The organism is Pseudarthrobacter oxydans (genome assembly GCF_013314975.1).
Lineage (GTDB): Bacteria > Actinomycetota > Actinomycetes > Actinomycetales > Micrococcaceae > Arthrobacter > Arthrobacter oxydans.
The window spans coordinates 44,900-56,964 of the sequence record NZ_JABTYH010000008.1 but is presented as its reverse complement, the minus strand read 5'-3'; the positions used below and the strand labels follow the sequence as shown (position 1 = coordinate 56,964).

The window sequence follows — 12,065 nt, the reverse complement described above, 5'->3', positions numbered from 1 at the left end:
ACCTGCCGTATTACTGTCCGGGCACCTTTTGTTCCGGCGCGGGGACGGATCCCCCGTGGAGTTCAACGGCGGCCGCGGCCGGTGCTGCTGCAGCAGCCGCGGCAGCCGCAGCGGCAGCGGGATCACCGGCTGCCGGGGCCGCAGCACCCGGTGTTGCTGCTCGGGACGCAGCAGCAGCATCCGCTGCTTCAGCTCCCTGGGCTGCGGGAGCAGCCGCTTCTGCCGGCTTGCGGCCTTCCAGCGGTTCCCCCTTGCTTGCCGGCGGCACGACGATCAGCTGCCCGGCAACGGCGGGCGCGGGGATCACCGCCCCTGCAGCACCGCCCTTGACTGCGGGCGTTGCCTTCCCGGTGACTGACAGGGTGGACAGATCGATCTGGCCTTTGACAGTGGAGGCAACCATTCCCAGTTCCGTGGCCTTCGCAGCCAGGTTCTGGGGTGCCTCGAAATTCTGTACCTGCTGGGTGAGGTCCTGGTTCTGCTTGGTCAAGGTACTCTGCTTGGCCCGAAGCTCCACCAGCTGGTATTGGGCGGTGGACACCGAGATGTTCAGCACCAGCACGGCAATCAGTGCCAGGGCAAGCATGGCGAAGCACAGCACCACGAAGGGTGCCCGGCGCTTCCGGGGCACGGTGCGCACCACCGACAGCGGAGTGCGGGCCCTCCGTCCGTCACCGGAAGTGCGGGCGGGAAGATTCCTGCCGGCCGCCGAGCTGCCTGAAACGGCGGGAAAGTTCTTGACGGCAGCGGTGCTCATGCAGCTCTCCTGGCTCTGATTCGTTCCGCCGCGCGCAGTCTTGCAGAGGCAGCACGCGGGTTTTCGGCGATTTCGACGGCGGTGGGCACCTCGGTGCCCTTGGTGAGGGTTTTCAGTTCGGCCTTGTGTTCTTCCAGCTCCACCGGGAATCCGAGCGGAGCCGAGGATTTGGAACGTGCCTGCAGGACGCTCTTGACGATTTTGTCCTCCAGGGAGTGGTAGGACATGACGACAATCCGCCCGCCCATCGCCAGGGAGTCGACCGCAGCAGGAACAGCACGCTCCAGGACGTCGAGTTCTTCGTTGACCTCGATCCGGAGAGCCTGGAACGTCCGCTTGGCAGGGTGGCCGCCGGATTTCGCTGCGGATGCCGGCACCACCGAGCGGATCTGTTCCACAAGTTCTCCGGTTGTTGCGAAGGGCTTGGTGGCCCGCGCTGCAACGATCCTGTTCGCGATTCGGCCCGCGAACTTTTCCTCGCCCCACTTGCGGATGATCCTGACGAGTTCCTCTTCGGAGTAGTTGTTCACAACATCCGCCGCCGTCTGGCCGCGGCTGGTGTCCATCCGCATGTCCAGCGGGGCGTCGAAGGAGTAGGCGAAGCCGCGTTCGCGTTCATCGAGCTGGAGCGAGGAGACGCCGAGGTCCATCAGGATCCCGTGGACCTCGGAAACGCCGAGGTCAGCCAGGACGTCCCGGATCTCGTCATAGACGGCGTGCACCAGGTCCGTGCGTGCGGCGAACGGGGCCAGCCGCTCGCCGGCGAGGGCCAGGGCTTCTTCATCACGGTCGATGCCGATGAGGTGTACGTCGGGAAAACGCTGAAGCATGGCCTCGGAGTGGCCGCCCATGCCCAGGGTCGCGTCAACGGCCACCGGGGTTTCTCCGCGCAGCCTGGCGGCCTCGAATCCAGGTGCCAACAAATTGATGCACCGGTCCCGAAGGACCGGCACATGGCGTTCGGACGTGGGCTTCGGGTGTTCGTTCATGCCTCGTCCTTTCTCGCCGTAGGGTGTTGCCTTTGGTGCTTCTGGGATCAGATCCCCATCCGCGCCTATCTTCCGCCAGCCTGGCTCCGGGGAAGTGAGCCAGGATGGCCAGCCGATGGGCGGCTGGAGATCTCATCCAAGAAACTGCCTGCTGCCCCCGGTCAGAGAATGCCCGGAATGGGGTCATCAGTTTCAGAGAAGGCCGTCTCCTTCTCCGCGAGGTATTCAGTCCAGGCCTGGGCGTCCCAAATCTCGGCGCGGGAACCGGCGCCGATCACGGCAAGCTCCCTGCCGAGGCCTGCGTACTCCCGGAGCGCCGGTGGAATGGTTACGCGCCCCTGCTTGTCAGGTACCTCGTCCGAGGCTCCAGAGAGAAAGACGCGGATGTAGTCCCGCGCCTGTTTCGAGGAGATTGGCGCCTCCCGCATTTGCTCGTGGACCCGCGCAAATTCCTTCTCGCTGAAGACGTAGATGCAACGTTCCTGGCCCCTTGTGAGCACCAGCCCGCTGGCAAGTTCCTCGCGGAACTTGGCGGGGAGGATAATCCGTCCCTTTTCATCCAGACGCGGCGAGTGAGTGCCAAGAAACACTGGCCCACCGCCTGTCCGATGTCAGGAACTGCACATCCCCTATGTTGCAACTACCCTCTTATGCCCTCCACATTACTCCACTTTCCCCCACAGTCAACGCAAACAGGGCTTCCTGGCCTCCACTTTCTGGGAAAAGCAGGCTGAATTGGCGCGGATTTCGCCCCGGTGGCGGAAAGTGGAGGGATATGTGTCACCGGGCGGTTCCCGGCCAGGAAGGAGGGCACGGACAAGGGACCCTATCCAGTGGCCTTCCGGCCGGGTCCGGGCGAAGGAGGAACATATCGGCCACTGCCGGCTTAAACGCCAAGAGACCCGCCCAAAGGCGGGTCTCTTCGCGTTTATCCCCCTAGGGGGAGGGAAGTGGAGTTGCCGTCGCGGGCAGCACCTGGAGGTTTAGGGTTCTCCCCTGCGCCTTTCGTCCCAGCGCTCCTCGAGGCTGCTCATGAAGGAGTTCTTCGGCTTGCCGGGCTTTCGGCCGGCGGCCTTGGATCCCGGCTTCGCTCCCGCACTGCTGCGCATGGTGGCGAAGTAGACGCCGCCGCCCATGACTATGAAGCCCAGTACTCCGACGAAGATATTTTGGAGAGTGACGCCCACGAGCAACAGGAAGACGCCAGCCAAGGCGCAGAGGACGCCAATCACCACATGCCTCGTGGACCATGAACGCCCTGGGTCTGACCCCATGGAATTTGCGAACTTCGGGTCGTCCTCGTGAAGCTGCTTCTCCAGCTGCTCAAGCAGCTTCTGTTCGTGCTCCGACAGCGGCATCACGACCTCCTTTTGTAGGCCAACGTCCGGGCTGATCCCAGCCACTACTTCTGCACCGTTAACGGCTGTTGTGCCTAAGAGGTTCCCGCCCTGCCCACAATGGCAAGAGTCGGTAACCAGGCACGCCGTCGCAGGAGCGGGAGCATGTCCAAGAGGGTCCGGCAGTAAGTCCAGTCACTCAAAAACTATGTACATCTAAGGATAGTTTGTTGAGGGCTGTTCTGAAAGACGGCAATGACTTATCCGGGACCTCCCGGCCGCCGCAACCGGCGTGTTATCCAGGGCCGGCTCCTGGCTCCATCAGGCGGGCCGGAAGGACGGATTTGCTGCCGAACTTGCGCGCCACTTCGTCGAGGACCTGTTCGGCCGCACGCCAGTTCTCGTCCCGACGGTCGATGCTCAGCTGCAGCGAGGTGCGGGCCGCTTCTTCAAGTTGTTCGGCCCTGACGCCCACGAGCCGCACCGTCATGGTCCTGTCCCCCACCGATTCCAGCAGCTGGAGCGCCACGGCATAGATCAGCTGGGCACTGTCCACCGGCGTGTGGACCGTCCGGCTGCGGGTGATGGTGGAGAAATCGGCGAAGCGCAACTTCAGGGCAATGGTCCGGGCCACCATCCCGGAACTCCGCAGGCGTGAGGCCGTCCGGTGGGAGAGCCGCAGGAGTTCACGGTGGAGCAGTGCGTCGTCACCCGTGTCGACGGCAAAGGTCTCTTCCGCACCGATGCTCTTCTCAAGCCGGATTGGAGTCACCGCACGGTGGTCAATGCCCCACGACAGCTGGTGGACATGCTCCCCCGTAGCACCCAGCATCCTCTTGAGGGTGGACACCGGCGTTGCCGCCACGTCCGCAACCGTCCTGATGCCCATCTTTGCCAGGACATCCGCGGTCTTGGCACCCACGCCCCACAGCGCACCAACCGGCAGGCTGTGGAGGTAAGGCACCGTTTCGTCCGGGCCGATCAGGAGCAGTCCGTCCGGCTTGCAGCGGGTTGACGCGATCTTCGCCACGAACTTGGATTCCGCGATCCCTACGGACGCAGTGATGCCCAGTTCCGAAGCTACCCTGCGCCGGATCATTTCCCCGATGCCCCGCGGCGCCCCCAGGCGGCGTATGGCGCCCGTGACGTCGAGGAACGCTTCGTCGACGCTGAGTGGTTCCACGAGTTCGGTGACGGACCCAAAAATGGCCATCAGCTGGGCGGACACCTCGTAGTACAGCTTGTGGCGCGGTTCGATGATGACCGCCTGCGGGCACATCCTGGACGCCACGGCCATCGGCATGGCAGATTTCACGCCGAATGCACGGGCTTCGTAGGAGGCAGAGAGGACCACGGAGCGGTCCGCGGGGAAGCCAACAATGACAGGCCTGCCGCGGAGCTCAGGGCGCGTCCGCAGCTCGACAGAGACGTAGAAGGCATCCATGTCCACGTGCATGATGCACTTGCGCCGCTGTCCCGGAAGCACCGCTCCGGGTGGCTGGTTCATACCTTCGGGCCCCACGGCTGCAATCCTAGCTCTTTTGTACTGACTAAACTGGAGGCTGAATCCGGCATCAACACCAGGAGGAAAGTCCCTGTGACGGTCTTTGGAAACCTCAAGCCAGCGGGCGCTGCAGTCCTAGCTGCCGGCGCAGCCATGGCACTTGCAGCCTGCAGTCCAACCCCGTCAGCAAGCCCGGACCCTTCCGCCTCCGCATCGGCGCCGGCAACTGCCGCCTCCACCGTCACGGCTTCCCCCAGCCCTTCCGCTTCGCCCAATACCTCCGCCACGGTAGGGGCACTGGTGGACGGCTTCCCCCAGCAGCTCCTTCCCCTCATGCCGGGGGCCACAGTGGTATCGAGCAGTTTCGACAAAGCGTCGGCCCCCGCCACTGCCGCCCTGGTGGGCACGGTGGCGGCCCCCACCGCCGCAGTCCTCGATTTCTACGTCAAGGCACTGGAAGGCCAGGGCTTCAAGGCCGTGCCCGGCGAAGCCGTGGGGGCCGTGGCTTCCAGGGACTTTCTCCGGGGGGACAGCGAGACCGTCAATGTCTCGGTCGTTGAAGCAGCCGGAGTTTCCACCTTTACCATCGGCGCCAACGTGCCAGCTGAGTCAGCCAAGTGACGGCGGCCGAGCAGCTCAGGCATGAACAGGCCGACTTCGTGGCGGCGGTGGCCGGCGAACTGACGGGGTTCCTGGCCTCGCGCCAATCAGTCATGTCCGCCATTTCGCCGGACATTGATCCGATCATGGGGTCAATCTCCAACCTTGTCACCGGCGGCAAGCGCCTGCGCGCGCTGATGTGCTACTGGGGCTGGCGGGGTGCCGGTGGAGAACCTGCGGCCCAGCAGGTAGTGACGGCAGGCGCAGCCCTTGAGTTGTTCCAGGCCGCCGCGCTGATCCACGACGACATCATCGACCGGTCTGACACCAGGCGGGGCGGACCGAGTGTCCACCGGCGGTTCAGCGACCTGCACGGCTCACAGGGCTGGGCGCTGGACAGCGAACGCTTCGGCCAGGCAGCTGCCATTCTGGCGGGAGACCTGTGCCTCTCCTTCAGCGAGGAAGCCTTCACGGACATCGGCGAGCGGGCCGCAGCGGGCAGCAGGGCAAGGCTGATCTTCAACCTCATGCGGGCCGAAGTGATGGCGGGCCAGTACCTGGACATCCTGGAAGAGGTTGCCGGGCCCGCCAGGGACCGCGCAGGCGCTGTCTCGCGGGCCCAGTCCATCATCCGCTTCAAGTCCGCCAAGTACTCCACAGAACATCCGCTGGCGCTGGGAGGCGCACTCGCTGGGGCCTCGGATGACCTGCTCCGCGGATACTCGGCGTTTGCGCTGCCCCTGGGGGAAGCGTTCCAGCTCCGGGACGACGTGCTCGGTGTCTTCGGCGATCCGCTGACAACCGGCAAGCCGGCCGGCGACGACCTGCGGGAAGGGAAACGCACTGTGCTGGTCGCCCTGGCCATGGACCAGGCAACGGCTGAAGAGGCGGCCTTCATCGACTCCAGGCTCGGAAGCCCGGACCTCTCGGAGGAAGACGTCGACGAGCTCCGGCGGATTATCGAGGAGTCCGGGGCGCTGGCGGCCACCGAGGTCCTCATCAGTGAATTCGGCGCCGCGGCCTTCGAGGCCCTGGAGGCACTTCCCCTGGTCGAATTGCCCAAGACTGCCCTTCGGCGGCTGGCTGAAGCGACTGTCAGCCGGGCCTCCTAGCGGTCCAGTGCAGGCCAGGCGAAGTGCCGGGCCGGGAACTACCAGGCGAGGGTCTGTGCCCTGCGCCGTATTTCTGTTTTCCGGCCCTCACGAAGAGCGTCGATGGGCCGTCCTCGCAGTGACTCATCCGGGGTAAAGAGCCAGACGATCAGGTCCTCGTCCGAATACCCTGCGTCAGACAGGACAACGATGGTTCCCTTGAGGCTGTCCACCACCTGGCCGTCCTGGATAAACCCTGCAGGCACCGACCTGATTTTCCGCTCACCAACCCGCAGCGCGGCCAGCGCACGTTCATCAAGCAGGCTGTGCACCTTGGTGATGGAAACATCCAATAAACGGGCGACGTCGGGCAGGGGCAACCAGTCGCCCACAAGGTTTTCTACATTACTCACGGATCAAGGTTGCCACGGCGTGCGCCCTGGCGCCTAGTTGATGCACTCCGGGGAACCCATTGACCTGCGGACACTCCCAAAATTCTTCCTTGCAGCTGTTCCCGGAATTCTTGTGCTAATCCCCAATCCGTGAGAGATTCTCATTGACCACATTTGTAACAGTATTAACAGCAGTAACAGTAGTATCGGAATCAGCGGCATCCCCGCCCGCGCCCGCAGTTGAGAAGAGGATTCTTTCCATGACGATGTCCCGCTCGCACAAGCAGCCCCCCAAGCCGAGCCTGCCTATGCTCGCCGCAACGACGGCAGCGCTGCCAGCGGTCGTATTGTCATCCTTGGCGCTGGCCCAGCCAGCAGCTGCAGAGCAGCCGGTCCGGGCCATTCCGGGGACGCTTGCAGCGGCCATGAAAGCCCAGGCCGCGACGGCCACAGCGGCAGTCATCCCCGCGGCGTCGGTGTCGACGGCGATCCCCTCAGCCTTCAGGCCCGCACAGCCGCAGGCCCCGGCGGAGTACACGATTGCCCGCGGCGACACCATCAGCGCCGTAGCAGGCAAATTCGGGCTTAGCACGGCCGAGGTCCTGAAGCTGAACAACCTGCAGGCGAACACGATCATCTACCCCGGGCAGAAGATCAAGCTTTCCGGTTCGGCCGCCGCACCGGCAGCGCCGTCCGCCGCGCCCGCTCCTGCCGCACCTGCCTCCGCCCCCGCGGGCGGAGCCACGTACACGGTGAAACCGGGTGACACGCTGGGTGCCATCGCGGCCCGCCACAACGTGGGCCTGGCGGATGTGTTCTCGTGGAACAACCTCAACATGCGCTCGGTTATCTACCCCGGGCAGAAGATCAAGGTGGGGGCCGGTGACGCGGCTCCCGCGCCCGCCGCGGCTCCTGCCTCAAGCGGGCTGGCCTCAACATCGGCTCCCGCCGCGCCTGCGGCCCCGGCCTCCGGCTCCTACACCGTCAAAGCCGGAGACACGCTCTCCGCGATCGCGTCCCGGCACGGCGTCAAGCTTTCCGAGCTGCTGTCCGCCAACCGCCTGGGCATGACCAGTGTCATTTACCCGGGAAACAAGCTGGCCATCCCCGGCGCCAACGGCCAGACGGCCGCTCCGCAGCCGGCCGCCTCGGTAACGCCTCTGGTCCCAAGCTCATTCCTGGGCTTCAGCTACCCTGCTGCAGTGGTCAGCTCGGCCAACGAGAACAAGGCGTTGCTGAACGCCTCCCCTGTGCCCTCCCGAGCTGAAATGCGGAACATCGTGGCAGATACCGCGCGCAGGTTGGGAGTGGAACCCTCCCTGGCCCTCGCCTTCGCGCACCAGGAATCAGGGTTCGACCAGCGGGCAGTTTCCCCGGCCAACGCCATCGGAACCATGCAGGTCATCCCCACTTCCGGCCAGTGGGCTTCGGATCTGGTGGGACGCAAGCTGAACCTGCTGGACCCTTACGACAATGCCACGGCCGGGGTGGCAATCATCCGCCAGCTCCTGGCCACCAGCAAGGACAGGGACACGGCCATCGCCGGCTACTACCAGGGCCAGTACTCCGTGAGCAAGTACGGCATGTACGACGACACCAAGGCCTATGTGGCGGCCATCAAGGCACACCAGAAAAACTTCGGCTGAGCTGCTGCTGCGGCCCGCACACTGTGGGGCAGTGAATTTTGAACGGGTCCGGACCGGTAAAGGTTCGGGCCCGTTCCGTTGCGGGGATTAGGATCGTAGGGTGCAGGAACACGTGTCAGACCCTCTTGTAGGAACGCTGGTGGACAACCGGTACGCCGTACGGTCCAAGCTCGCGCGCGGCGGCATGTCCACGGTTTACCTTGCCACGGACCAACGGCTGGAACGGGACGTGGCGCTGAAGGTGCTGCACCCCCACCTCTCCTCTGACGACAACTTCCTGGGCCGGCTCGGCCGGGAGGCAAAGGCGGCTGCAAGGTTGTCCCATCCCCACGTGGTGGGGGTCCTCGACCAGGGGAACGACGGCCGCACGGCCTACCTGGTCATGGAATACATCAAAGGCCACACCCTCCGTGACCTGATTAACGAGAAAGGCGCATTGCCGCCCCGCCTGGCACTGGCACTGATCGACCCGGTTGTTGAAGGGCTCGGTGCCGCGCATGCCGCCGGCTTCATCCACCGTGACGTCAAGCCTGAAAACGTGCTGATCTCGGACGACGGACGGATCAAGATCGGGGATTTCGGCCTGGCCCGCGCTGTCACCACCTCTACCAGCACCGGTGCCCTGATCGGCACGGTCGCCTACCTCTCCCCTGAACTTGTCCTGGGCAGGCCGGCTGACGCGCGCAGCGACATCTACTCCCTGGGCATCATGCTGTACGAAATGCTTACCGGACAGCAGCCGTTCGACGGCGAGGTCCCCATCCAGGTGGCTTACCAGCACGTCAACGGGACGGTCGGACCGCCGTCGGCCCTGGTCGCGGGCCTGGCCGCGGAAGTGGATGAACTCGTGCAGTGGTGCACCGCCAACGACCCCGAGAACCGGCCGGTGGACGGGAACGCCCTGCTCCAGGAACTGCGGCACATCCGGACCAACCTCACAGATGCTGAACTGGACCTTCGTCCGCCGGCGGCTGCTGCGGTGGGCACCGTGACCGCGCCCCAGCAGGTTGCCCCGCTGCGGATTCCTTCCCCGCCCGCGGGTCCTCCGCCATCCCGTGAACCTGACAACACCGGGCTCGTCCAGCATCCCACCGAGGTCATCGGCCGCACCAGCAATCCCACAACGGTCATGCCATACGGACAGCCAGCCGGATCCGCCTACCAGCCGACGCCGGGCCAGTCCCGTTCTGCCATGCAGCCTTCAGGTCCGGCACCTGGTGCTGCCAGGCGGACACTGTCACCACCTGACGACGACCAGGAGTGGGCTCCCCCTCCTCCGGTGCTGGGCAAACGTGCCCAGCGCAAAGCGGACAGGGAGGATGAGAAGGCACGGGCCCGTGCCGCAGCCACCCCCGCACGGACCCTTCGGGAAGGGAATCCCCGGCGCCGTGGCGTCCTGTGGGTGATAGTGCTGGTGGTGGCCGCCCTCCTGGCGACAGGCGCGGGCTGGTTTTTCGGTATGGGCCCCGGCGCAGCCGCGTCCATTCCTTCCGTCGCCAACAAGACCGTGGCGCAGGCGCAGCAGCTGCTCAGCGAGGCCGGGTTCCGGTCCACCACCAGGGACGTCTTCGACGACGAGGTGCCGTCCGGCCTGGTGGTGGGCAGCGAGCCGGCCGAGGGCACGGAAATCCGCAAGTTCCAGCCAGTGTCCCTCTTTGTTTCCAAGGGCCCCCAGCTTTTTCCGCTGCCAGTGCTGGCCGGCGGCACCCTGGACGAAGCCAAGAACGGCCTCAATGCGGCCGAGATGGTACTGGGTCCCGTGACGGAGCAGTTCGATGAGCAGGCGCCCGCGGGTACAGTCCTGTCCCAGGACCCCGCTGCGGGTACGGAGGTCCGGCGCGGCACGCCCGTCGGCCTGGTGGTTTCCAAGGGGCCCGAGCCCATCCCGGTGCCGCTGGTGGTGGGCCAGGACGAGGACGATGCCGTTGATGCCATCACGGCAGCCGGACTCCAGGCGGATGTGGCCGGCGAGGAAGTCTTTAGCCGGGATATTCCCAAGGGCGCTGTGGTCAGCCAGGCGCCGGCGGAAGGAACGCTCACCCGCGGCGGCAGCGTAACCCTGACGATCTCCAAGGGACCCCGGATGGTGGAAGTCCCCAGTTACATCGGCAAGCAGGCCAGAGAGGCCGAACAGGCATTGCGCCAGCTCGGCTTCGAGGTGAAAGTGAATAACATCCTCGGCGGTTTCTTCGGAACCGTCAGGGATCAGGATCCGGTGAACAAAGAGGTTCCGGAAGGATCGGTCATCACCCTGACGGTGGTGTAGCCGGACCTGCCGGCCACACCACTGTCAGGTCATGAGTGTGCGGCGCCTAGTGCTTTGCCAGGGCTCCGGCCACCAGGAAGGCCATTTCGAGGGACTGCATGTGGTTCAGGCGCGGGTCGCAGACTGATTCGTAACGGTCCAGGAAGGCGTCCTGGTCCACGGGATCGGCCCCGCCGAGGCACTCTGCGACGTCGTCGCCGGTCATTTCCACGTGCAGGCCGCCGGGGACGGTCCCCAGGGCGTGGTGCACCTCGAAGAAGCCGCGCACTTCGTCAATGACGTCGTCGAAATTGCGGGTCTTGTAGCCGTTGGGGGACGTTACGGTGTTCCCGTGCATGGGGTCGGTGACCCACAGCACCTGCGCGCCTGACGCGGTGACTTTTTCGACGACGGCGGGCAGCTTCTCGCGGATGTTGCCGGCCCCCATGCGGGTGATGAACGTCAGCCGGCCCGGCTCCCGGTCCGGGTCCAGCTTGTCGATCAGGCGAAGGGCGTCGTCGCCGGTGGTGGACGGGCCCAGCTTCACGCCGATGGGGTTCCGCACCCGTGAAAGGAAGTCGACGTGGGCGTGGTCCAGTTCGCGGGTCCGCTCGCCGATCCAGAGGAAGTGGGCAGACGTGTCGTACGGGAACCCGGTACGTGAATCGATCCGGGTCAGGGCCCGCTCGTAGTCCAGCAGCAGTGCTTCGTGGCTGGCAAAGAATTCGACCCGCTTCAGTGCTTCGAAGTCGGCGCCGCAGGAGGCCATGAACTTGATGGCGCGGTCGATGTCGCGGGCCAGGGACTCATAGCGTGCGTGTGCCGGGTTCTCGGTGAAGCCCTTGTTCCACTGGTGCACCGAACGGAGGTCGGCAAAACCGCCCTGCGTGAAGGCGCGGATCAGGTTCAGCGTGGAAGCGGACGTGTGGTAGGCGCGGAGCATCCGGGAAGCGTCGTGGCCCCGGGACTCCGGAGTGAACTCGTAGCCGTTCACGATGTCGCCCCGGTATGCGGGCAGGGTAACGCCGCCGCGGGTTTCGTCATTGGAAGAACGGGGCTTGGCGAACTGACCGGCCATGCGGCCCATTTTGATGACGGGCATGGCGGCACCGTAGGTGAGCACCACGGCCATCTGGAGGATGGTCTTGACCCGGGCGCTGATCTTGTCTGCCGTGGCGGCCTCGAAGGTTTCGGCGCAGTCACCGCCCTGCAGCAGGAAGGCCTTGCCCTGGGCAGCAGCGGCCAGCCGCTCGCGGAGGACATCCACCTCACCCGCAAAAACCAGCGGGGGAAGGACGGAGAGTTCCTTCACCGAGGCGTTGAACACGTCCCTGTCCTGCCAGCTGGGCTGCTGGGAAATGGGAAGGTCCCGCCAGTTATCAAGTTCGGGATAGTCGGCTGCTCCGCTCTGGGCGGTGCTGGACAGCGAAAAGGCGGGTTTTGCAGATAGCTCAGTCACCATCTAAGACTAGCGGTCGCGCAGGTCCCCGGGACACCGCACTGT

General features: G+C 65.1%; 11 protein-coding genes. 4 read left to right on the top strand and 7 right to left on the bottom strand.

The window, feature by feature from the left end:
• Positions 1-10 precede the first annotated feature (10 nt).
• From ftsL to dinB, 5 genes are all read right to left on the bottom strand, one after another.
• The gene (gene ftsL, locus HTS88_RS07535; RefSeq protein ID WP_174176981.1) at positions 11-757 is read right to left on the bottom strand and encodes a cell division protein FtsL; all 747 of its coding nucleotides are present in this window, start codon (positions 755-757) and stop codon (positions 11-13) included.
• On the bottom strand, positions 754-1,746 hold the full coding sequence (rsmH, locus tag HTS88_RS07530; protein ID WP_174176979.1) for a 16S rRNA (cytosine(1402)-N(4))-methyltransferase RsmH: 993 nt from the start codon (positions 1,744-1,746) through the stop codon (positions 754-756). The genes ftsL and rsmH overlap by 4 nt, the downstream gene beginning before the upstream one ends.
• A gap of 161 nt (positions 1,747-1,907) precedes the next feature.
• Positions 1,908-2,336 carry a division/cell wall cluster transcriptional repressor MraZ gene (gene mraZ / locus HTS88_RS07525; protein WP_102977276.1) on the bottom strand — a complete coding sequence of 143 codons (429 nt, stop codon included), beginning with the start codon at positions 2,334-2,336 and terminating at the stop codon, positions 1,908-1,910.
• Positions 2,337-2,729: 393 nt separating this feature from the next.
• The gene (locus HTS88_RS07520; RefSeq protein ID WP_174176977.1) at positions 2,730-3,104 is read right to left on the bottom strand and encodes a DUF3040 domain-containing protein; all 375 of its coding nucleotides are present in this window, start codon (positions 3,102-3,104) and stop codon (positions 2,730-2,732) included.
• Between the two features lie 274 nt (positions 3,105-3,378).
• Positions 3,379-4,590: a DNA polymerase IV gene (dinB, locus tag HTS88_RS07515; RefSeq protein ID WP_174177103.1), complete on the bottom strand. Its 1,212-nt coding sequence runs from the start codon at positions 4,588-4,590 to the stop codon at positions 3,379-3,381.
• A 90-nt stretch (positions 4,591-4,680) separates the two neighbouring features.
• On the opposite strand from dinB, the gene HTS88_RS07510 reads away from it, so the two are divergent.
• Together HTS88_RS07510 and HTS88_RS07505 are read left to right on the top strand one after the other, a co-directional pair.
• A complete protein-coding gene (locus HTS88_RS07510) occupies positions 4,681-5,208 on the top strand; it encodes a hypothetical protein (protein ID WP_174176975.1) in 528 nt (175 codons plus the stop codon).
• Positions 5,205-6,299, top strand: a complete 1,095-nt coding sequence (locus HTS88_RS07505) for a polyprenyl synthetase family protein (protein WP_174176973.1) — start codon at positions 5,205-5,207, stop codon at positions 6,297-6,299. The genes HTS88_RS07510 and HTS88_RS07505 overlap by 4 nt, the downstream gene beginning before the upstream one ends.
• Before the next feature lie 38 nt (positions 6,300-6,337).
• Here the strand turns inward: HTS88_RS07505 and HTS88_RS07500 are convergent, their stop codons facing one another.
• Positions 6,338-6,691 carry an Rv2175c family DNA-binding protein gene (locus tag HTS88_RS07500; RefSeq protein WP_174176971.1) on the bottom strand — a complete coding sequence of 118 codons (354 nt, stop codon included), beginning with the start codon at positions 6,689-6,691 and terminating at the stop codon, positions 6,338-6,340.
• A gap of 239 nt (positions 6,692-6,930) precedes the next feature.
• On the opposite strand from HTS88_RS07500, the gene HTS88_RS07495 reads away from it, so the two are divergent.
• Together HTS88_RS07495 and HTS88_RS07490 are read left to right on the top strand one after the other, a co-directional pair.
• Positions 6,931-8,316: a lytic transglycosylase domain-containing protein gene (locus HTS88_RS07495; protein ID WP_174176969.1), complete on the top strand. Its 1,386-nt coding sequence runs from the start codon at positions 6,931-6,933 to the stop codon at positions 8,314-8,316.
• A gap of 100 nt (positions 8,317-8,416) precedes the next feature.
• Positions 8,417-10,582 carry a protein kinase domain-containing protein gene (locus tag HTS88_RS07490; RefSeq protein WP_174176967.1) on the top strand — a complete coding sequence of 722 codons (2,166 nt, stop codon included), beginning with the start codon at positions 8,417-8,419 and terminating at the stop codon, positions 10,580-10,582.
• Between the two features lie 46 nt (positions 10,583-10,628).
• On the opposite strand, the gene HTS88_RS07485 is transcribed toward HTS88_RS07490, so the two are convergent.
• Positions 10,629-12,023: a class II 3-deoxy-7-phosphoheptulonate synthase gene (locus HTS88_RS07485; protein ID WP_174176965.1), complete on the bottom strand. Its 1,395-nt coding sequence runs from the start codon at positions 12,021-12,023 to the stop codon at positions 10,629-10,631.
• Positions 12,024-12,065: the final 42 nt, after the last annotated feature.

Excerpts from the sequence above, each read along its gene's own strand:
- ftsL (WP_174176981.1), bottom strand. The coding sequence starts at position 757 with ATGAGCACCGCTGCCGTCAAGAACTTTCCCGCCGTTTCAGGCAGCTCG.
- rsmH (WP_174176979.1), bottom strand. The coding sequence starts at position 1,746 with ATGAACGAACACCCGAAGCCCACGTCCGAACGCCATGTGCCGGTCCTT.
- HTS88_RS07520 (WP_174176977.1), bottom strand. The coding sequence starts at position 3,104 with ATGCCGCTGTCGGAGCACGAACAGAAGCTGCTTGAGCAGCTGGAGAAG.
- dinB (WP_174177103.1), bottom strand. The coding sequence starts at position 4,590 with ATGAACCAGCCACCCGGAGCGGTGCTTCCGGGACAGCGGCGCAAGTGC.
- HTS88_RS07495 (WP_174176969.1), top strand. The coding sequence starts at position 6,931 with ATGACGATGTCCCGCTCGCACAAGCAGCCCCCCAAGCCGAGCCTGCCT.
- HTS88_RS07485 (WP_174176965.1), bottom strand. The coding sequence starts at position 12,023 with ATGGTGACTGAGCTATCTGCAAAACCCGCCTTTTCGCTGTCCAGCACC.